18 protein-coding genes are annotated in these 21440 nt (G+C 63.6%); 10 read left to right on the top strand and 8 right to left on the bottom strand.

Annotation, left to right across the window (positions count from 1 at the left end; all coding sequences use genetic code 11):
* Position 1: 1 nt before the first annotated feature.
* The gene (locus ACIOVF_RS07410; RefSeq protein WP_045193817.1) at positions 2-1003 is read right to left on the bottom strand and encodes a metalloregulator ArsR/SmtB family transcription factor; all 1002 of its coding nucleotides are present in this window, start codon (positions 1001-1003) and stop codon (positions 2-4) included.
* A 259-nt stretch (positions 1004-1262) separates the two neighbouring features.
* Between ACIOVF_RS07410 and tkt the strand changes: the two genes are divergently transcribed.
* The 9 genes from tkt (at position 1263) to ACIOVF_RS07365 (ending at position 10582) form a co-directional block, all read left to right on the top strand.
* A complete protein-coding gene (gene tkt, locus ACIOVF_RS07405; protein WP_401288523.1) occupies positions 1263-3260 on the top strand; it encodes a transketolase in 1998 nt (665 codons plus the stop codon).
* A 103-nt stretch (positions 3261-3363) separates the two neighbouring features.
* Positions 3364-4431, top strand: a complete 1068-nt coding sequence (epd, locus tag ACIOVF_RS07400; protein WP_045193814.1) for an erythrose-4-phosphate dehydrogenase — start codon at positions 3364-3366, stop codon at positions 4429-4431.
* Between the two features lie 12 nt (positions 4432-4443).
* Entirely contained in the window at positions 4444-5607 is a 1164-nt protein-coding gene (locus tag ACIOVF_RS07395; RefSeq protein ID WP_401288520.1) for a phosphoglycerate kinase, read from the top strand.
* A gap of 31 nt (positions 5608-5638) precedes the next feature.
* Positions 5639-5857 (top strand): hypothetical protein, encoded by a 219-nt coding sequence (locus tag ACIOVF_RS07390; protein WP_045193812.1) that lies wholly within the window; start codon positions 5639-5641, stop codon positions 5855-5857.
* 51 nt (positions 5858-5908) lie between these two features.
* A complete protein-coding gene (locus ACIOVF_RS07385) occupies positions 5909-6235 on the top strand; it encodes an MliC family protein (RefSeq protein ID WP_045193810.1) in 327 nt (108 codons plus the stop codon).
* A 95-nt stretch (positions 6236-6330) separates the two neighbouring features.
* Complete coding sequence (gene fba / locus ACIOVF_RS07380) at positions 6331-7395, top strand: class II fructose-bisphosphate aldolase (protein WP_043863595.1); 1065 nt, start codon at positions 6331-6333, stop codon at positions 7393-7395.
* Between the two features lie 213 nt (positions 7396-7608).
* On the top strand, positions 7609-9729 hold the full coding sequence (locus tag ACIOVF_RS07375) for a putative bifunctional diguanylate cyclase/phosphodiesterase (RefSeq protein WP_401288515.1): 2121 nt from the start codon (positions 7609-7611) through the stop codon (positions 9727-9729).
* Positions 9730-9767: 38 nt separating this feature from the next.
* The gene (locus tag ACIOVF_RS07370) at positions 9768-10268 is read left to right on the top strand and encodes a YgjP-like metallopeptidase domain-containing protein (RefSeq protein ID WP_045193804.1); all 501 of its coding nucleotides are present in this window, start codon (positions 9768-9770) and stop codon (positions 10266-10268) included.
* Positions 10269-10285: 17 nt separating this feature from the next.
* Positions 10286-10582 (top strand): helix-turn-helix domain-containing protein, encoded by a 297-nt coding sequence (locus tag ACIOVF_RS07365; RefSeq protein WP_045193802.1) that lies wholly within the window; start codon positions 10286-10288, stop codon positions 10580-10582.
* A 95-nt stretch (positions 10583-10677) separates the two neighbouring features.
* Here the strand turns inward: ACIOVF_RS07365 and ACIOVF_RS07360 are convergent, their stop codons facing one another.
* Complete coding sequence (locus ACIOVF_RS07360; RefSeq protein ID WP_401288511.1) at positions 10678-11130, bottom strand: GNAT family N-acetyltransferase; 453 nt, start codon at positions 11128-11130, stop codon at positions 10678-10680.
* A gap of 232 nt (positions 11131-11362) precedes the next feature.
* Between ACIOVF_RS07360 and ACIOVF_RS07355 the strand changes: the two genes are divergently transcribed.
* Positions 11363-12103: an ABC transporter substrate-binding protein gene (locus tag ACIOVF_RS07355; RefSeq protein WP_093376858.1), complete on the top strand. Its 741-nt coding sequence runs from the start codon at positions 11363-11365 to the stop codon at positions 12101-12103.
* On the opposite strand, the gene yccS is transcribed toward ACIOVF_RS07355, so the two are convergent.
* From yccS to ACIOVF_RS07325, 6 genes are all read right to left on the bottom strand, one after another.
* On the bottom strand, positions 12104-14287 hold the full coding sequence (gene yccS, locus ACIOVF_RS07350; RefSeq protein WP_093376854.1) for a YccS family putative transporter: 2184 nt from the start codon (positions 14285-14287) through the stop codon (positions 12104-12106). It abuts the gene before it with no gap.
* A 118-nt stretch (positions 14288-14405) separates the two neighbouring features.
* Entirely contained in the window at positions 14406-15587 is a 1182-nt protein-coding gene (locus tag ACIOVF_RS07345; RefSeq protein ID WP_045193795.1) for an NAD(P)/FAD-dependent oxidoreductase, read from the bottom strand.
* Positions 15588-15686: 99 nt separating this feature from the next.
* Positions 15687-17024: an ATP-dependent RNA helicase DbpA gene (gene dbpA / locus ACIOVF_RS07340; RefSeq protein WP_249744453.1), complete on the bottom strand. Its 1338-nt coding sequence runs from the start codon at positions 17022-17024 to the stop codon at positions 15687-15689.
* Positions 17025-17129: 105 nt separating this feature from the next.
* Positions 17130-18557 carry a multidrug transporter subunit MdtD gene (mdtD, locus tag ACIOVF_RS07335; RefSeq protein ID WP_401288507.1) on the bottom strand — a complete coding sequence of 476 codons (1428 nt, stop codon included), beginning with the start codon at positions 18555-18557 and terminating at the stop codon, positions 17130-17132.
* A gap of 105 nt (positions 18558-18662) precedes the next feature.
* Complete coding sequence (locus ACIOVF_RS07330; RefSeq protein ID WP_401288504.1) at positions 18663-19994, bottom strand: TldD/PmbA family protein; 1332 nt, start codon at positions 19992-19994, stop codon at positions 18663-18665.
* Entirely contained in the window at positions 19994-21436 is a 1443-nt protein-coding gene (locus ACIOVF_RS07325) for a TldD/PmbA family protein (RefSeq protein WP_401288501.1), read from the bottom strand. The genes ACIOVF_RS07330 and ACIOVF_RS07325 overlap by 1 nt, the downstream gene beginning before the upstream one ends.
* Between the last annotated feature and the right edge of the window lie 4 nt (positions 21437-21440).

The following is a 21440-nucleotide window of genomic DNA, read 5'->3' as shown; positions in this document are numbered from 1 at the left end:
CCTAAAATTTACCGATGGTGATGTCGCCAGCCGGTCGCTGAAAATGGCGGACCTGAATCTGGAAACCATTACGTAAGCCCACATAGAGGCTGTCCCCGGGAGCCAGTCCCGCAGCGCTGGCCCAACGGGCCAGGTCGTCCTGCTCGAAGCCCAGCCAGATATCGCCACAGGCCTCTCTGGCCCAGCTCTGGTCGTGGCTGCACAACTCTGTTACCAACAGGCTTCCGCCTGGTTTCACGCGGTTGGCCAGCTGCCGCAGGGCTTCGGCCGGGGCGCTGAAATGGTGCAGGACCATGTTCAGCACTACGCAGTCGGCTTCCACATCCGTTGCACTGAGTGCATCGGCCAACTGCAGGTTCACATTAGCCAGACCTTCACGCTCGCAGACCCTACGGGCCAGGTCGAGCATGGTCGGGCTGTTGTCCAGGGCGGTGACCCGGGCAAAGCGCCGGGCCAGCTCGGGAAGAAACTCGCCATCGCCGGGGCCCACTTCAAGGGCCTCGGCGCCGGCTTCAAAACTGAGCTTGTCGAGCAGGGCCAGCAAGCTTTCGCGGTACTGCGGCAAGCCGGCAATCAAATCCTGCTGGGCGCGAAATTTCTCTTCGACACGCAGGAAAAAGTCCTGGCTGGTGGCAGCCCGGCGTTGTTGCACCTGGGCGATACGGGCCTGGACCTCATCGGCCAGACTCAGCCCGTCGACTTCTTCAAGTAATGCCGCATGCAGCTTGCCGCCCAGGCTCAGGCCATCGGGCAGGGCGCGGCGGTAAAAGATCGCATTGCCTTCGCGGCGGGTCGCGACCAGGCCTGCCTGGGCCAGCACCTTGAGGTGATGGCTCATGCCCGACTGGCCAATGGCGAAGATCTGCGCCAGTTCCAGTACGCCGAACGAATCGCTGGCCAGGGCGCGCAATACGTTAAGGCGCAGCGGATCGCCGCCGGCTTTGCACAGGGCAGCCAGCGCATCGCTTTGCTCTTGGCGGATCGACGGCACGGGTAGGTTCATGGAGCGGCAGTCTAGTCAGGCAACGATTGCCTCGCAAGGCCAATATCAAAAAGTTTTGATATTGCTCGATAGGCGGGGCAATTCGTCGCAGGCCAAGCGACCGATCCGGCTGTTTGCCCGGGTTAACGCCTGATTCTTTGCTCAATCACAGGAAAATCATGCTGCATCGACCATCCGTCATTGCCCCCGGACACGTGCCTGGGCGAAAATGGCCGCCTTTTTTCGTTTCGTAACTAATTCAACACCCAGGAGATAAGCGATGCCCAGCCGTCGTGAGCGTGCCAACGCCATTCGTGCCCTCAGCATGGATGCCGTGCAAAAGGCCAACAGCGGCCACCCCGGTGCCCCTATGGGCATGGCGGATATCGCCGAGGTTCTGTGGCGTGACTACCTGAAGCACAACCCGACCAACCCGAACTTCGCCGACCGCGACCGCTTCGTGCTGTCTAACGGCCACGGTTCGATGCTGATCTACTCGCTGCTGCACCTGACTGGCTACGACCTGTCGATCGACGACCTGAAAAGCTTCCGTCAACTGCACAGCCGTACCCCGGGCCACCCGGAGTTCGGTTACACCCCGGGCGTCGAGACCACCACTGGCCCGCTGGGCCAGGGCCTGGCCAACGCCGTCGGTTTCGCCCTGGCGGAAAAAGTCCTGGCTGGCCAGTTCAACCGTGAAGGCCACAACGTCGTCGACCACCACACCTATGTGTTCCTGGGTGACGGTTGCATGATGGAAGGCATTTCCCACGAAGTCGCTTCCCTGGCCGGTACCCTGGGCCTTGGCAAGCTGATCGCCTTCTACGACGACAACGGCATCTCCATCGACGGCGAAGTCGAAGGCTGGTTCACCGATGACACCCCCAAGCGTTTCGAAGCTTACAACTGGCAGGTGATCCGCAATGTCGACGGCCACGACGCCGACGAAATCCGCACCGCCATCGATACCGCGCGCAAGAGCGAGCAGCCGACCCTGATCTGCTGCAAGACCATCATCGGTTTTGGCTCGCCGAACAAGCAGGGCAAGGAAGACTGCCACGGTGCTCCGCTGGGCAACGACGAAATCGCCCTGGCGCGCAAAGAGCTGAACTGGAACCACGGCCCGTTCGAAATCCCGGCCGAGATCTACGCCGAGTGGGACGCCAAGGAAGCCGGCAAGGCCGTTGAAGCCGAGTGGGACCAGCGTTTCGCTGCCTACTCCGCCGCTCACCCGGAGCTGGCCAACGAACTGGTGCGTCGCCTGAGCGGTGACCTGCCGGCCGATTTCGCCGAGAAAGCAGCAGCCTACATCGCTGAAGTCGCGGCCAAGGGCGAGACCATCGCCAGCCGTAAAGCCAGCCAGAACGCCCTGAACGCCTTCGGCCCGCTGCTGCCTGAACTGCTCGGCGGCTCGGCTGACCTGGCCGGTTCCAACCTGACCCTGTGGAAAGGCTGCAAAGGCGTCAGCGCTGAAGACGCCAGCGGCAACTACATGTTCTACGGCGTGCGCGAGTTCGGCATGACCGCGATCATGAACGGCGTCGCCCTGCACGGCGGCCTGGTGCCTTACGGCGCGACCTTCCTGATGTTCATGGAATACGCCCGCAACGCGGTGCGCATGTCGGCGCTGATGAAACAGCGGGTCATCCACGTCTACACCCACGACTCCATTGGTCTTGGCGAAGACGGCCCGACCCACCAGCCAATCGAGCAACTGACCAGCCTGCGCAGCACCCCGAACCTGGACACCTGGCGCCCAGCCGATGCCGTCGAGTCGGCGGTCTCCTGGAAGTTTGCCCTGGAGCGTAAAGACGGCCCGTCGGCGCTGATCTTCTCGCGTCAGAACCTGCAGCACCAAGAGCGTGATGCCGAGCAGATCGCCAACATCAGCCGCGGCGGCTACGTCCTCAAGGACTGCGCCGGCGAGCCTGAGCTGATCCTGATCGCCACCGGTTCCGAAGTCGGCCTGGCGGTTCAGGCGTTCGACAAGCTGACCGAGCAAGGCCGCAAGGTCCGCGTCGTGTCGATGCCGTCGACCAGCGTGTTCGATGCCCAGGATGCTGGCTACAAGCAGTCGGTACTGCCACTGCAAGTCGGCGCGCGGATCGCCATCGAAGCGGCCCACGCCGACTTCTGGTACAAGTACGTCGGCCTCGAAGGCCGCGTCATCGGCATGACCACCTACGGCGAGTCGGCACCTGCATCGGCCCTGTTCGAAGAGTTCGGTTTCACCCTGGAAAACATCCTGGGTACTGCTGAAGAGCTGCTGGAAGACTGATCAACAGTGCTGGAATCATCGCGGGGCAAGCCCGCTCCTACAGTTCTGTAGGAGCGGGCTTGCCCCGCGATTGCAGATAACGCTTCTGTTCCGTGAGCATCCCATGCCCCAATCGCGTCCTTACAAAGTTGCACTCAACGGCTACGGCCGTATTGGTCGTTGCGTCTTGCGCGCACTCTTTGAGCGGGGGGCGAAGGCGGGCTTCGAGATCGTTGCGCTGAACGACCTGGCCGACCAGGCCAGTATCGAATACCTGACACGCTTCGACTCCACCCACGGGCGTTTCCCCGGAGAGGTGAAGGTCGACGGCGATTGTCTGCATATCAATGGCGACTGCGTGAAAGTCTTGCGCAGTGCCACCCCGGAAGGGATCGACTGGGCGGCGCTGGGCGTCGACCTGGTGCTGGAGTGCTCCGGCGCCTACAACACCCGCGCCGATGCCATGCGTTTTCTCGACGCCGGTGCGCCGCGGGTGCTGTTTTCCCAGCCCATGGCCAGCGAGGCGGATGTCGACGCCACGGTGGTCTACGGAATCAACCAGGATTGCCTGGACGGCAGCGAGAAGCTGGTGTCCAACGCCTCCTGCACCACCAACTGCGGCGTGCCGCTGTTGCGGGTGCTGGACCAGGCTTTTGGCCTGGAGTACGTGTCGATTACCACCATCCACTCGGCGATGAACGACCAGCCGGTCATCGACGCCTATCACCACGAAGACTTGCGCCGTACCCGTTCGGCGTTCCAGTCGGTGATCCCGGTGTCCACGGGCCTTGCCCGTGGTATCGAACGGCTGCTGCCGGAACTTGCCGGGCGAATTCAGGCCAAAGCCGTACGCGTGCCGACTGTCAATGTGTCGTGCCTGGACATCACCCTGCAGACCGCCCGCGACACCACCGCCGGCGAGGTCAACCGGGTGCTGCGCGAAGCCGCCCTGAGCGGCCCGCTGCAGGGGCTGCTGGCCTACACTGAACTGCCGCACGCCAGTTGTGATTTCAACCATGACCCGCATTCGGCGATTGTCGATGCCAGCCAGACCCGCGTTTCCGGCCCCCGGCTGGTCAACCTGCTGGCCTGGTTCGACAACGAATGGGGTTTTGCCAACCGTATGCTCGACGTTGCCGATCACTTTCTGCACGTCGTCAATCAAACCCGCTCCACTTGTAAACAGCCCTGAAGGACTGCATTCATGACCGTGTTGAAGATGACCGACCTCGATCTGCAAGGTAAGCGCGTACTGATCCGCGAAGACCTCAACGTGCCTGTGAAGGACGGTGTGGTTGCCAGCGATGCGCGCATCCTCGCTTCGCTGCCGACCATCAAGCTGGCCCTGGAAAAGGGCGCGGCCGTGATGGTCTGCTCGCACCTGGGCCGCCCGAGCGAAGGCGAGTTCTCTGCCGAGAACAGCCTCAAGCCGGTCGCCGAGTACCTGAGCAAGGCCCTGGGCCGCGACGTGCCGCTGGTTGCCGACTACCTCGACGGTGTCGAAATCAAGGCCGGTGACATCGTCCTGTTCGAGAACGTGCGCTTCAACAAGGGCGAGAAGAAGAACGCCGATGAGCTGGCGCAGAAGTACGCCGCCCTGTGCGATGTGTTCGTGATGGACGCCTTCGGTACCGCTCACCGCGCCGAAGGCTCGACCCACGGCGTAGCCAAGTTCGCCAAGGTCGCTGCTGCCGGCCCGCTGCTGGCGGCCGAGCTGGATGCCCTGGGCAAGGCCCTGAAAGCCCCGGCCAAGCCGATGGCGGCGATCGTTGCCGGCTCCAAGGTGTCGACCAAGCTGGACGTGCTCAACAGCCTGAGCCAGATCTGCGACCTGCTGATCGTCGGCGGCGGCATCGCCAACACCTTCCTGGCTGCGGCCGGTCACCCGGTCGGCAAGTCGCTGTACGAGCCTGACCTGATCGACACCGCCAAGGCCATCGCTGCCAAGGTCAACGTACCGCTGCCAGTGGACGTCGTGGTTGCCAAGGAATTCGCCGAAAGCGCCGCCGCGACCGTCAAACGGGTTGCCGACGTTGCCGAAGACGACATGATCCTGGACATCGGCCCGCAAACCGCGGCCAACTTCGCCGAGCTGCTGAAGTCGTCGAAGACCATCCTCTGGAACGGCCCGGTCGGCGTGTTTGAATTCGACCAGTTCGGTAATGGCACCAAGGTCCTGGCCCAGGCCATCGCCGAGAGCGCGGCGTTCTCCATTGCCGGTGGTGGCGATACCCTGGCGGCCATCGACAAATATGGCGTTGCCGAGCAAATCTCCTACATTTCTACCGGTGGCGGTGCTTTCCTCGAGTTCGTCGAAGGTAAAGTGCTGCCGGCCGTTGAAGTGCTGGAACAGCGAGCCAAGGCCTGATCCATTCGGCCTGGCAAAGGGAGCGACCTGCATGGTCAAGCAATTGCCTGTGATTATCCTGGCCGGTCTGCTCGGCGCTTGCTCCAGTAACCCGGAGCAGGCGCCGGCAAAGCCCGGCGCGCCGAAAGGCGGCTGCTATCAGTCTGAATGGCAGGCTGAAACGGCACCGGTGATCAACAAAAGGCTGGGCCCGGATGGCCTGGAAAAATACGACGACGAACATCAGCGCCGGGCCCAGGGTTGCCCTTGATCGGTTCACGGCAACCTACCGGCCGGTTTGTGGTCTGCTAGAGGATATTGGATGAAAGCGGTTGCGGCCTTGATGGCCCTGGCAGTACTCGGTGGTTGCGCAAGCCTCAAGCCTGCGCCGGCACCGGCCGACAACTGGACCCGCTGGGTCTGCGACAGCCAGGTTGAAGTGCTCTGGCGCTTTGCCGACAGCAGCCAGCAGGAGGTGGACGTACGCCTGGGTGGCGGCGACCAGGTCTACCGGCTCAAGCCGGAGCCCAGTGGCTCGGGTGCGTTGTACAGCGATGGAGTGCTGGCGTTCCACAGCAAGGGTGACGAAGGCCTGGTGTACTGGGTCGCCACCAACGATTTGATAGGGCGGGGCTGCAAGGCGCCGTGACTGGCCGGGCCTCGAAGGCCCACACTACTTGAATAGCAACCGCCGCTGCGGCAGGCTTGCACGAAAAACGACGCTTGTCGGGAGAGAGATACACAATGGCACTCATTAGCATGCGCCAGATGCTGGACCACGCCGCTGAATTCGGCTACGGCGTTCCAGCTTTCAACGTCAACAACCTCGAGCAGATGCGCGCCATCATGGAAGCCGCTGACAAGACCGACTCCCCGGTGATTGTCCAGGCCTCGGCCGGTGCCCGCAAATACGCCGGCGCGCCGTTCCTGCGCCACCTGATCCTGGCTGCGATCGAAGAATTCCCGCACATCCCGGTGTGCATGCACCAGGACCACGGCACCAGCCCTGACGTCTGCCAGCGCTCGATCCAGCTGGGCTTCAGCTCGGTGATGATGGACGGCTCGCTGGGCGAAGACGGCAAGACCCCGACTGACTACGACTACAACGTCCGTGTTACCCAGCAAACCGTTGCCATGGCTCACGCCTGCGGCGTTTCGGTTGAAGGCGAGCTGGGCTGCCTTGGTTCGCTGGAAACCGGCATGGCCGGTGAAGAAGACGGTATCGGCGCCGAAGGCGTACTGGATCACAGCCAGATGCTGACGGATCCGGAAGAAGCTGCCGACTTCGTCAAGCGCACTCAGGTCGATGCTCTGGCCATCGCCATCGGTACCAGCCACGGTGCTTACAAGTTCACCAAGCCGCCTACTGGCGACGTGCTGGCGATCGACCGCATCAAGGAAATCCACAAGCGCATCCCCAACACCCACCTGGTGATGCACGGTTCGTCCTCGGTACCGCAAGAGTGGCTGGCGATCATCAACCAGTACGGCGGCGACATCAAGGAAACCTACGGCGTGCCGGTTGAAGAAATCGTCGAAGGCATCAAGTACGGCGTGCGCAAGGTCAACATCGACACCGACCTGCGCCTGGCGTCCACCGGTGCCATGCGTCGCCTGATGGCCACCAACCCGAGCGAATTCGACCCACGCAAGTTCTTCGGCGAAACCGTCAAGGCCATGCGCGACGTCTGCATCGCCCGTTACGAAGCCTTCGGCACTGCTGGTAACGCCTCGAAGATCAAGCCGATCTCCCTCGAAGCGATGTTCCAGCGCTACGCCAAAGGTGAGCTGGCCGCCAAGGTCAACTAAGCCTGAACAGAAAAGCCCGCAGCGATGCGGGCTTTTTTGTGCCTGCGCGCCAGGAAGGCAATGCGCATGGCCCGGACGGACAGACCGTTAGTCGGCTAACAGGCCATTCCGCCCATGATGGCAATGTGCTGACTTCAGATTTATGGCAGCCGGGTCTAGAGTTACGCACAGATTTCAGCCGAAGCCCGGCATTGGTGCCTTAAGAGAAGCAGCATGGATTGCGCGCAACCTCAGTCACACGATAGCGGCTCAGTACTGCTGGTCGTTGACGATTATCCGGAAAACCTGATCAGCATGCGGGCCTTGCTGGCCCGCCAGGACTGGCAAGTACTCACCGCGAGCTCGGGGACGGAAGCCCTGAGCGCGCTGCTCGAACATGAAGTGGACCTGGTGCTGCTCGATGTGCAGATGCCGGGCATGGACGGTTTCGAGGTTGCCCGCCTGATGCGCGGTAGCCAGCGTACGCGGTTGACGCCGATCATCTTCCTCACCGCCAACGAACAGTCCCAGGCCGCTGTGCTCAAGGGCTATGCCAGTGGTGCGGTGGATTACCTGTTCAAACCCTTCGATCCGCAGATCCTCAAGCCCAAGGTTCAGGCCCTGCTCGAGCAGCAGCGCAACCGGCGCTCGCTGCAGCGCTTGAGCCGCGACCTGGAAGCGGCGCGGGCGTTCAACGCGTCGGTGCTCAACAATGCCGCCGAAGGCATCCTGGTGGTGGGCGAAAAGGGTGAGATCAGCTTTGCCAACCCGGCCATTTCGCAATTGCTCCAAGCCCCGGTCGAGCTGCTGCAAGGTGCCAACCTGCTGGATTTCGTGCAGTCGCCGGGGATGACCTTGTGGGCCGAATCGGCGTTCTACCAGGCCTACCTGGAGCGGCAGATCTTCCGTATCCACGATGCCCTGCTGCGTACCGCCGGCGGCCAGCCGGTGCCGGTAGCGCTGTCGTGCTCGCCATTGACCGACGGCCAGCGCGCCATGGTGGTGACGGTGCTGGACATGTCGGTGGTGCGTCACCTGCACCAGCAACTGGAGTTTCAGGCGGTTACCGACCCCTTGACCGGGCTGCTCAACCGCCGTGGCTTCTACCAGGCCGCTGAAAGCGCCCTGGTGCGCAATGAGCGCAGCGACAAGACCCAGGCGTTGATGTACCTGGACCTGGACGGTTTCAAGCGCATCAATGATTTTCTCGGTCATGAGGCCGGCGACCGGGTATTGCATTGGGTCGCCGAGCAGCTCAAGGATTGCCTGGGCGCCAATGCGATCCTGGCGCGCATGGGCGGCGATGAGTTCACCGCGTTGTTTGATGCCCTGGAGTACCCCGAGCAGGCGGCGCGTTTCGCCGAGCGGGTGATCGAGCGCATGTCGATCTGCCAGCAGATAGAGGGTATGGAAGTGACCCTCGGCGTGAGTATCGGTATTGCCACCTACCCCGATTGCGGTGCCAACCTCGACGGCCTGCTGCGCGCGGCCGACGCCGCGATGTATGCGGCCAAGCAGGCCGGGCGCCAGCAGTATCGCTACTACGACCAGGACCTCAATGGCCGGGCGCGCTCGCGGCTGATGCTCGAAGATTCGGTGCGCAGCGCCATCGAGCACAAGGATTTCAGCCTGGTCTACCAGCCCCAGGTGGCATTTGCCGACGGCCGTCTACGCGGCTTCGAGGCGCTGCTGCGTTGGCAGCACCCCAGTGTCGGCGACGTGCCGCCGGGGTTGTTCCTGCCCTTGCTGGAAGAGGCGCGGCTGATTTCGCGCCTGGCCAGCTGGATATACGCCCAGGGCGCGGCGCAGCGGCGTGACTGGCAGGAATGCTTCGAGCCGACACTGGTGCTGGGCATTAGCCTCAGCCGCGTGCAGTTCGCCATGCCCAACCTGGCCGAGGAACTGGGCCGGGTGATCGCCATCCAGGGCCTTGATCCGGCGCAGCTGGAGGTCGAGGTGGCCGAGACGTCGTTGATGGTCAATAACGAGGTGGCTTTGAAACAGTTGCACAAGTTGCGCGAGCTGGGCGTGCGCATCGCCCTCGACGATTTTGGTGCGGGCGATTGTTCGCTGCGGCTGCTGCGCGACCTGCCAATCGACACGCTTAAACTCGACCGCCACCTGGTCGCACGCTTGCCCGGCTCGCAAGCGGACGCGGCGCTGGTGTGTTGCGTCATCGACCTGTGTCGCCAGTATGCAATCAGCGTGATCGCCGAAGGTGTCGAAACCCTCGAGCAGGCGCACTGGCTGCAGGCCAACGGCTGCGAATATGTGCAGGGCTTTTTGGTGGCGCGACCGATGACGGCCAGTGATGCCGGGGCGTTTCCGGGCTTTTTTGCCTGGCAGCAGCTGTAGTTGGGTACACTGCGCCTTTACCGTCAGCCGTTTTGCCCATGACCGTGCTCAAGTACCTGCAAGCCTATCCGCCCGCCCTGCAAGACCAGGTTCGCCAGTTGATTGCCAGCAATCGCCTGGGCGACTACTTGCAGCAGCGCTACCCGGACCGGCACGCGGTACAAAGCGACAAGGCGCTGTACAGCTATGCCCAGGCGCTCAAGCAGGAGCACCTGCGCAACGCGCCGAACCTCGACAAGGTGCTGTTCGACAACCGCCTTGACCTCACCCACCGCGCGCTCGGCCTGCACACGGCGGTGTCGCGGGTGCAGGGCGGCAAGCTCAAGGCCAAGAAGGAAATCCGCATCGCTTCGTTGTTCAAGGAGGCGGCGCCGCAGTTTCTGAAGATGATCGTGGTGCACGAACTGGCGCACCTGAAAGAGTCCGATCACAACAAGGCGTTCTACCAGCTCTGTGAATATATGCAGCCGGGCTACCATCAACTGGAATTCGACCTGCGCGTTTACCTGACCTACCGCGAGCTGCCCGCCAGCCTGTAGGCCCTGAGGATTTGCCAATGGAAGTGAGCAAGACCAAGAGCAGTTTCTACCGCCGGCTGTATGTCGCCTGGCTGATCGACAGCCAGACTGCCAGCACCGTCCCGGCCTTGATGGAAGCCACCGGCATGCCGCGGCGCACCGCCCAGGACACCATTGCCGCCCTGGCCGACCTGGACATCGTCTGTGAGTTCGAGCAGCAGGCAGGCGCGCGCAATCATGCCGGGCACTACCGGATTCGCGACTGGGGGGCGATCGACAAGCAGTGGATCACCCAGCATTTGCGCAGTGTTCGCGAGGTGCTGGGGTATCCCTGAGGGCCCCATCGCTGGCAAGCCAGCTCCCACAAGGTTCTGAGTGACTCCTGTGGGAGCTGGCTTGCCAGCGATGGGCTGCGCAGCAGCCCTGAATTTCAGCCGCGACGCATACCGATATGCGGGATATCGTCTTCCAGATACTCCTCTCCCGCCACCTTGAAACCATGGCGTGCATAGTAGCCCTGCAAGTGCGCCTGGGCTGACAGGTACACCGGCACTTCAGGCCAGTAATGCTCTGCGTACTTGAGCCCATGCTCCATCAGTTCATGGCCCAGTCCACGACCACGTCCCTGGGGGGCGATCAGCACCCGGCCTATGACCACGTCACCGCCCTGGGACTGTGGATCGAGCAAACGCAGGTACGCCAGCAACTGGTCACCTTCCCAGGCCATCAGGTGGCAGGTGTCGCCTTCCAGGTCCTGGCCATCGACTTCCTGGTAGGCACATTTCTGTTCGACCACGAACACTTCGGTACGCAGTCGCAGAATGGCATAGAGTTGTTCCTTGCCAATGTCACTGTGGTGTTTGCAGATCCAGTCGATGGCCATGGGCGTCTCTCAAGCGGTTGATAGCCCTGATCATGGCAGACTGCGCGGCGAGGGTCTAATTGCGCCAGGTCAATACAGGCTCGAAGTCGACCGGAATAGAGGCCATTTGATATCATTTGCCTCTGCCCGATTACTTCTTCTTTGTGTAACCTGCGATGGCTGATAGGCACTGAACATTCTCAAGCAGTTGAAATCAACGGCGCGAACCAGGGGTTCGCTAAAGGATTTGAGCATGCGGCCATTGCTTCGAGTCTTGGCTTCAATGGGAATACTGCTACTGCTGAGCACATCGGCGCAGGCCACCCGGCTGCGGCTGGTGGCCGACAGCTGGCCACCGTTCACCGATGCCAGCATGGCCAACGGCGGTCTGGCCACAGCCATCGTCACCACCGCCCTGACCCGTGCCGGCTATACCAGCCAGTACGAGCAGGTGCCCTGGGCCCGGGCGCTGCTGGGGGTGGGGGAAGGCCGCTACGATGTGCTGGTCAACGCCTGGTACAACGACTCGCGTACACAAATTGGCCAGTTCTCCGCCAGCTACCTGACCAACCGTATTCGCCTGCTCAAGCGCAAAGGCGATGCGCTGCGCTTCAATGCCTTGAGCGACCTCCATCCGTTCCCTGTCGCCGTGGTGCGCGATTACGCCTACTCGCCCGAGTTCGACAGTGACGCCCAATTGCAGAAGGTTCCGGTGCGCAGTTTTTCCGTTGCTGTCGGCATGCTCGCCGCCGGGCGTGTACGCCTGGCGCTGGAGGACGAGTTCGTTGCCGGTTATTACCTCAAGCGCGAACCGAAAGAGGTGCGCGAGGCGGTGGAGTTCTTCGACAAGCCGGTCAGCGAGAACAGCCTGCATATCCTCGTCAGCCTGAAGAACCCTGAGCACCAGCAGATCGTCGCCGGTTTCGACCGCGCCATTGCCCAGATGAAAGCCGATGGCAGTTATGCCCGGCTGCTCAAGCAGCACGGCCTGTAATCAGGCCGGCGCGCTGTCCTTGATCAGGTGTGCGGCGAGGGTGCGCAGTGGCGCCAGTTGCCGGCAGATCAGCGCCAGCTGGGTTTGCACCAGGCGCTGGTTTTCGTCGAGCTCTTCGGGCATCTGCTCAAGCTCATTGGCCAGGGCCTCTTCGGCATCACTGTGGATCGCCACCGGCAACTTGCTGGCCAGGCCTTCGGCGATTTCATCCAGGCTGCTGGCCAGGCTGGCCCCGGCGCCATCGATCAATTGCTGGCGAACCTCGGCATCCAGGGCCGTGTCGCGGTGCGCGCCGAGGCCCGACAGATAACTGAGCAGGGTGTGCGACAGCACCAAAAAACGGAAACCGACGTCGGCCTCCTTACGAAAATGCCCCGGTTCCATGAGCATGTTGGCCAGGGTGGTCGACAGCGCTGCGTCGGCGTTGTGGGCGTTGCGCCGGGCCAGGCGGTAGGCGAGGTCGTCGCTCTTGCCCTGGGCGTACTGCTGCATGATCTGGCGCAGGTAGGTGCTGTTGCAGCTCAGGGTATTGGCCAGCACCTTGTTCAGGCGCCGGCCCTGCCAGTCCGGGAGGAACAGGAATACCGCGAGGATGGCGATCAGGCTGCCCACCAGGGTATCGAACAGGCGCGGCAGGAACAGCCCGTAGCCATCGCCGATCTGGTTGAAGCAGAACAGCACCATCAGGGTGATCGCTGCGGTTGCCAGGGTGTAGCGGGTGGTGCGGTTGACGAAGAACACCACCCCGGCGGCCACGGCGAACAGTGACTGGATGATCGGGCTGGGGAACAGGTCGAACAACGCCCAGCCGACGGTCAGGCCGATGCCCGTACCGATGATCCGTTGCACCAGCTTGCGCCGCGTGGCGCCGTAGTTGGGCTGGCAGACGAACAGGGTGGTGAGGATGATCCAGTAGCCCTGGGTCGGGTGAATCAGGTGCACCATGCCATAGCCGATCGACAGCGCCAGAGGCAGGCGCAAGGCGTGGCGAAACAGCAACGAGGTCGGCGTCAGTTGCTGGCGCAGGCGGCTCCAGACGTCCTTGAAATTGCGCGGCGAGCGGTCGAGCAGGCTGCTGTCGCTGGCATCGGCAAGGTTGTCGGGGTTGCTGGCATCGCTGAGCAGGCGGTCGAGGGTCGCCAGGTTTGCCGCCAGCGCCCGCAGCGAACGCAGCAGGCCACGCCAGGCCGGGTTGCTCTGGATGCGCAGGTGTTCGAGCGAGGCGTGCAGGTCTTCCAGGGCCTGGGCGAAGCTGGTGTCGTAGGTGAACGGCTGGCGCAGCTGGATGGATTCGGACAACTGCTGGCACGCAACGCCCTGCTGGCGCAGCAGGCGCTGGCAGCGGAACAGCACGTCGCTGTGGAAAAAGGCTTCGGTCAGGGCGTTGTAGGGGTAGTGCGAAGAACTGGCACGCTCATGGATGTCCTGGGCCAGGAAGTACAGCTTCAGGTAGCGGCTGACCTTCGAGCCAGGCCGGCCATTGCCGACCCGGTGCAGGATGATCTCCTTGGCCGCATTCAGTGCGGCCACCACCCGGCCGTTCTGCTGCGCCAGTTCCAGGCGCCGGGCTTCGACATCCAGCTGGCGGATCGGCTCGAACAGGGTGGCCTTGAGCTTGAGGTAGCGACCCAGCTCGCGGAACAGCCGGGCCAGGCTCTGCTGCACCGGCTGGTTGGAAAACAGCGCCTGCCATAGCACTGAAAGCAGGCCGTACCAGGCGGCGCCGGCCACCAACAGCAACGGCTCGTGCCAGAAGTCAGTGACTTCGCCGCCGCGCTGGTCGACGCCGATCATGGTGTACACCGACAAAATCAGCGTCGCCGAGGCAATCGCGCCGTAGCGCTCGCCGAGCGCACCGAGCATGGTCAGGGCAAAGCTGGCCAGGGCCAGGGCGCAGCCGAAGATGATCGGGTAGGGGAACAGCAACTCCACCGACAGCGCGGCAACCGTGAAGCACACCAGGGTCACCGCCAGGGCATTCAGGCGCCCCTGCCAGCTGTCGTCGGTCTCGGCCAGGGCGCTGGCGATAATCCCCAGAAACAGCGGGATCAGCAGGCTCATCTCGTCCTTGTACCAGCACAGCAGCATGCTGCCGGTCAGGGCGATGAGAACGCGGATGGCGTAGCTGAACTTGTCCAGGGCCCAGAGGCGGCGCAACGATTGGCTGAACGAGGAAGATGACATGTCGGGTCGGCAGGCCTTGGGCGATGATCGAAATTGAGCCAGTCAGATGGCAGCGGTGTTACCGCCGCCATCTGACCAGCAAAATTTGTTCCTTGATGCGCTGATTCTACCGCGAAGGTTAGACGAACTGCGCGGCCGCGTACGCCGAGGCCCAGGCCCACTGGAAGTTGAAGCCGCCCAGGTGGCCGCTGACGTCGAGCACTTCACCGATGAAGTACAACCCCGGGCTTTTCAGCGACTCCATGGTTTTCGACGAAACCTCGCGGGTATCGACGCCGCCCAGGGTTACCTCGGCGGTGCGGTAGCCCTCGGTACCGGCCGGCACCACCTGCCAGGCCCCGAGCTTGTCGCTGACCTGGGCCAGTTCCGCCGGGGTGTACTGCTTCATCGGTTTGGAGACGAACCAGTGCTCGGCCAGCAGGTTGGCCATCTTCTTGGTGAAGATCTCGCCGAGCAGGGTCTTGAGCTCGCTGTTGGGGCGCTCGGCTTGCTGCTGTTGCAGCCAGCTCAGGGCGTCGTGCTCGGGCAGCAGGTTGATCTCAACCGTGTCGCCGGCCTGCCAGAACGAAGAAATCTGCAGGATCGCCGGGCCGCTCAGGCCGCGGTGGGTAAACAGCAGGTTTTCGCGGAAGCTGCTGGCGTTGCAGCTGGCCACGCAATCCACCGAGGTGCCCGACAGTTCAGTGCAGATCGCCTTGAGCTGCGGCTCGGTGATGGTGAACGGCACAAGGCCTGCACGGGTCGGCAGCAGGGTGTGACCGAACTGGCGGGCCACCTGGTAGCCGAAGCCGGTGGCGCCCAGGGTCGGGATCGACAGGCCGCCGGTGGCGATGACCAGCGACTGGCACTGGAACTGGCCGGCGCTGGTTTCCAGCAGGTAGCCGCTGTCGAGTTTTTCGATCTGCTCGATGCGGGTGTCCATGCGCAGCTCGGCGCCAGCGTTGTCGCACTCGTCCAGAAGCATGCCGAGGATGTCGCTGGACTTGTTATCGCAGAACAGCTGACCGAGCTTTTTCTCGTGGTAGGGCACGCCGTGCTTGCCGACCATCTCGATGAAGTCCCACTGGGTGTAGCGGGCCAGGGCCGATTTGCAGAAGTGCGGGTTGTGCGAGAGGAAATTGCTCGGCTCGGTGTACATGTTGGTGAAGTTGCAGCGGCCACCGCCGGACATGAGGATCTTCTTGCCCGGTTTGTTGGCGTGGTCGAGCAGCAGCACCTGACGGCCGCGTTTGGCGGCGCTCAGGGCGCACATCAGGCCGGCGGCGCCAGCGCCGATGATGATCACTTCGGTGGAACGCACTGCAAAATCCTCGAGAATTCGGTGGTGAAGCGATCGCGGGGCAAGCCCGCTCCTACAGGGAGGGTGTGTAGGAGCGGGCTTGCCCCGCGAAAAAAGTAATCAGACGATCCGCACCCGCAACGAGCGGCCCTTGATCTTGCCGCTGTTGAGTCGCTGCAGCGCCTGCTTGGCCACCGCGCGTTCGACGGCGACGAAGGCCTGGAAGTCGAAGATGGCAATTTTGCCGACCTGGGTGCCCGGCAGTCCGGCATCGCCGGTCAGGGCGCCAAGAATGTCGCCAGGGCGCAGCTTGTCCTTGCGCCCGGCAGCGATGCACAGGGTGCTCATGGTCGGCAGCAGCGGTGCACCATTCTGGGCCTTGAGGCTGTCCAGCTGTTCCCAGCGCAGGGCGGCCTTCTGCATGTCTTCGATGGCCTGGGCGCGATGGCCTTCGGCCGGGGCCACCAGGCTCACCGCCAGGCCTTTCTCGCCGGCACGGCCGGTACGGCCGACGCGGTGCACGTGGATCTCGGCATCGCGGGCCAGCTCGACGTTGATGACCATGTCCAGGGCGTCGATATCCAGGCCGCGGGCGGCGACATCGGTGGCTACCAGCACCGACAGGCTGCGGTTGGCGAACAGGGTCAGGACCTGGTCGCGGTCACGCTGCTCCAGGTCGCCATGCAGGGCCTGGGCGGCAATGCCCTTGGCCTGCAGGTGCTCGACCAGCTCCTGGCACTGCTGCTTGGTGAAGCAGAACGCTACGCACGACTGCGGGCGGAAGTGCCCGAGCAGCTTGCTCACCGCGTCCATGCGCTGTTCCGGGGTGATCTCGTAGAAGCGCTGCTCGATCTGGCTGTCGGCGTGCTGCGACTCGACCTTGACGGTTTGCGGGTCGCGCATGAACGCCGAGGCCAGTTGCTTGATGCCGGCCGGGTAGGTGGCGGAGAACAGCAGGGTCTGGCGGCGCTTCGGGGTCTGGCCGATGATGTCGGCGATGGCGTCGTAGAAGCCCATGTCGAGCATCCGGTCGGCTTCATCGAGCACCAGGGTGTTGAGGCCATCGAGCACCAGGGTGCCTTTGCTCAGGTGCTGCTGCACGCGGCCCGGGGTGCCAACGATGATGTGCGCGCCGTGCTCCAGCGAAGCGATCTGCGGGCCCAGGGAAACGCCACCGCAGAGGGTCAGGATCTTGATGTTGTCTTCGCTGCGGGCCAGGCGGCGCAGCTCTTTGGCCACCTGGTCGGCCAGCTCGCGGGTCGGGCACAACACCAGCGCCTGGCACCCGAAGTAACGCGGGTTGAGCGGGTTGAGCAGGCCGATGCCGAAGGCGGCGGTCTTGCCGCTGCCGGTCTTGGCCTGGGCGATCAGGTCCATGCCCTTGAGCATCACCGGCAGGCTCTGGGCCTGGATCGGGGTCATCTGGGCGTAGCCGAGGGCGTCCAGGTTGGCCAGCATGGCGGCGGACAGCGGCAAAGTGGCGAAGGCGGTGGCAATGGTGGTCACGAGACTGGCCTGCAAAACAAAATGTCGCGCAGTGTACCAGCCTCATGGCCTTTAGCCCTAAGGCTCGATCTCCGGTTCCGGACGAGGGGCACGCCTTCCGTCTGCCCTGGACAACTGCATGAAGATCGCCGCCGCCAGCATGGCCATCAGGCCGATGGTCACAAAGGTCAGCTGGAACGCCCCGAGGGTGCTCTCGACGCCTTCGACACTGCCCGCTGCGGTAAAACCGCCAAGCAGGGCGCCGGCACAGGCCACACCGAGGCTCAGCGACAATTGCGCGACCACCGACAGCAGGCTGTTGCCGCTGCTGGCGCTGTTGTCGTCGAGATCGATCAGGGTCACGGTGTTCATCGCTGTGAACTGCATCGAGTTGACCGCGCCGAGCAAGCCCAGTTGCAACAGCAACAGGGCGTAGGGCGTCTGTTCGTCGACCAGGCCCAGGCTTGCCAGCAGCAGGCCCAGCAGCAGGGTATTGCCGGTGAGAATATTGCGATAGCCGAAGCGCTCGATCAGCGGCCGGGCAATCGACTTGGCGACCATCGCCGCCGCAGCCAGGGGGATCATGCTCATGCCGGCCTGGGACGGTGAGTAACCCAGCGCCACTTGCAGCAACAGCGGCACCAGGAACGGCAGGGCGCCGCTGCCCAGGCGGGCAAACAGGTTGCCGAGGATACCCACTGAAAAGGTCCGGGTGCGGAACAGTTTTGGCGAAAACAGCGGGTTGTCGACGCTGCCGGCGCGCAGCCAGTAGGCGGCCAGGCAGGCCATGCCGGCAAACAGCAGCAGCATTACCCGCAGGTGCGGCAGGTGCAGCTCGCCCAGGCCTTCCATGGCAATGGTGATCAACACCATCGCCGCGCCGAACAGCACGAAGCCGATGCCGTCGAAGCGGGTACGCTCCGAGCCGCGCAGGTCGGGGATGAACTTCCATACTGCGTAACAGCCGATGGCACCAACCGGCAGGTTGAGCAGGAAAATCCAGTGCCAGCTGAGAATTTCCACCAGCCAGCCGCCCATGGTCGGGCCCAGCAACGGCCCGAGCAGGCCGGGGATGGTGATGAAGCTCATGATCCGCACCAGCTCCGAGCGCGGATAGGCACGCAGTACCACCAGACGCCCGACCGGCAGCATCAAGGCACCGCCCAGGCCCTGGATCACCCGTGCCGCTACCAGCATGCCGAGGCTGCTGGCCAGGGCGCAGAGCAGCGAACCAAGGCTGAACAGGAGGATGGCGCCGAAGAAGATGCGCTTGGTGCCAAAGCGGTCGGCAATCCAGCCCGAGGCCGGGATCAGCAGGGCCACGGTGAGCATGTAGGCGATGATCACCGACTGCATGCGCAGCGGGTCTTCGGCCAGGTCGCGGGCCATGGCCGGCAGGGCGGTGTTGAGGATGGTGCCGTCGAGCGACTGCATGAAAAAGGCGATGGCCACGACCCAGGGAATCCAGCGGGCGGTGGTCGGGTCCAGCGGGGCGCGGTTGGGCATGGGCATCTCTACAAGGTCGAGGGCCTCATCGCCGGCAAGCCGGCTCCCACAGGGACAAGTTCACACAGACCCTTGTGGGAGCTGGCTTGCCAGCGATCGGGGTTATCACAACGTCAACGTCAGGCGTTGGACCAAAGCTCCCGGCAAATGGCTCGAACTGGTCTGGCGCTGACCGTAGGTACTGGTCGACAGAATCAGCTCGCGTTCGGTCGTCAATGCCTCCAGTTGCGAACCCAGCAAACTGTAGACGCTGTCGTCAAAGCGCATGGTGCTCACCGGTGCCTGGATCTCGCCGTTCTCGACCCAGAAGGTGGCGAAGCGGGTCAGGCCGGTCATGCGCGCAGCGGGCAGGTCCGAGTAGTTCAGGTACCAGAGGTTGCTGATGTACAGGCCGGTGCCCAGGCGGGCGAGGACTTCGCTCTGCGCAAGCTCGCCGCCGGCCATGCTCAGCGCGCATGGCGACTCGTAGCTATCGGCACCGTTAGCCGCCAGTTCGAACTCGGCGGCGCTACGGGCGCAGATCAGCCGATCGTGGGCCCGGCCCTGGTCAATCAGGCGCAGGTCGCTGCGCACCAGGCCTTCGTCCGAGAACGACGGGCTCAGCGAACCGCTGACTTGTTCGCTAATGTGGACCATCGGGCTGAGGCTGGCATCGGTGCTGTACAGGCGTTGCAGCGGGCTGTTCTTGGTGGCGATGGCCTGGGCCGAGAAGCCGCCCCAGCAGAGCATGCCCATGATCTCGTCCAGCGCTGCCGGTGCCAGGTAGGCGCGGTATTGGCCGGGGGCGAGTTTTTTCAGCGGGCGGCCGAGGTAGTCGAGCTGTTCGCGGGCCTGCTGCAGGCGCAGGGCGAAGGCTTCGCCGTCCCAGGTCTGGCCGGCATAGTTGGCTTTGACCGCCTCGCCGTTGCTGTGGAACAGGCTCCAGTCGAAGTTGAAACTGTTGGCCTGGTGCCAGCCAAAGGCCCCGAACGAGCTGGCAAAACCCCGGCAGATCGGGCCCGCGGCGTAGATGCCAACCAGGTCCAGATCTCCCGCGCCTTGCTCGATCTGCGCCAGCACCGCAGCGCTGTCTGGCAGCGCTTGATCCTGCACGCTATGGCTGTGCCAGGCGCTGTCATTGAGTTGCAGGTAAGGGTCGGGCTCAAGCAGCGGCAGGGTCTGGCGCAGTTGCTCCAGGGCTTGTTGCAGGCGCAGCTGATCGACTTCGGCATCGTTGCCGAGGGTGAACTGCAGCTCGGCCTGGCGCCCGTCGGCGACCAGCTTGAGCACGCAACTGGCCTGTTGCACTTCGCCGGCCTGGCGCACCCTGGCGTGGTTGAAGCGGATGAACTGCGAGTGCTCGCCGCTGTAGCTCAAGGTGAAATGCTCTGGCGCGCACACCGCGTCGCGCAGGCTGGCGACCAGGTGCTGGAAACTTTGCAGTGGGGTGGCAGCCATCAGGCGTCTCCTCCGAATACGTCGATCTGGCTGAATACGCAGGCGGGGGAGGCGTGGCCCACGCGTACCACCTGGTTCGGCTCGCCCTTGCCGCAGTTTGGCGTGCCCAGTACCTGCAAGGTGCTGGCGTCACCGACGGCGCTGAGATTGCCCCAGAACCGGGCGGAGATGCCGCGGTAGTTGGGGTTCTTGACCACGCCCTTGAGCTCGCCGTTTTCGATCAGTTGGCCCCATTCGCAGCCGAACTGGAACTTGTTGCGCGCATCATCAATCGACCACGAGCGGTTGGTGCGCATCAGGATGCCCTGCTCGATACCGCCGATCAGTTGCGCCAGGGTCTTGTCCCCCGGCTCGATGTTGAGGTTGGCCATGCGGTCGATCGGTGCGCGGTTCCAGCCGCAGGCGCGGCTGTTGGCCACCCCTTCAAGACCGGAACGGAACTGCGACAGGGCACCACCGAGCGGGCGAATCAGCAAACCGTCCTTGATCAGGAACTGCTTGTGCGCAGCGCTGCCGTCATCGTCGTGGCTGTAGCTGGCAAGCTCTTCGCGGATCGACGGGTCGAAGGTTACGTTGAGCAATTTCGAGCCGTACTGCAGGCTGCCGAAGTCGCTGGCTTTGACAAAGCTGGTGCCGGCGTAATTACGCTCGTCGCCGAGGATGCGGTCCATTTCCAGCGGGTGGCCGATCGATTCGTGGATCTGCAGCATCATCTGGTCGGGCATCAACAGCAGGTCGCGCACACCACTGGGGGTGTTCGGCGCCAGCAGCAGTTGCAGGGCCTGCTCGGCGACTTTGGCCCCGGCACCCACCAGGCCGCAACGCTCGATCACATCGAGGCCGCCCTGCTGGCCGAAGTTTTCCCGGCCCAGGGTGCGGGTCTGGCTGTCCTGGCCGTCGAAGGCGGTGGTGCTGAAACCCGGGTAGATAAAGCGCTGGGCCTGGCGCAGTTCGGCGCCGGCGGTGTTCAGGTAGATCTGCTCGATAGTGCTGATGCCCAGGCTTGCCTGCCAGTTCACCAGGCGGCTGTCGTCCGGCACGCTGGCAGATTCCTGGGCAAGCAGGGCGTAGCAGTCGGCCAGGGACGGGAAGGCTTGCTCAAGGTTGGGCGAGCAGTAATCGGCGCGGCCTGTGGCCAGCGGTTGCTCGCGCAGGTCGAGCAGGGCACGCCCGGCTATTTGCCGGGCCAGCGCTTCGGCCTGCTCCAGGGCACGCTGCAAGCCGGCTTGCGAGAGGTCGGCGGTGGCGGCGTAGGTTTCCACGCCATTGACGCGCACGGTGAGCATCGCGCCTTCGTCGCGGCTGAGAAACGGCGGCTCGGCGATATTCTTGCGCACCGACAGGTGTTGCTGACTTTGTTGCACATAACGCAGGGAGAAAAATTCGCCACTGCTGCGCAGGGCGGCGAAGCGCTGGCGCAGCAATGCGGTCAACTCGAACATGCGG

The sequence above is a fragment of the Pseudomonas sp. NPDC087612 genome (assembly GCF_044743505.1).
Lineage (GTDB): Bacteria > Pseudomonadota > Gammaproteobacteria > Pseudomonadales > Pseudomonadaceae > Aquipseudomonas.
This window is presented reverse-complemented; position numbering and strand designations above follow the sequence as displayed.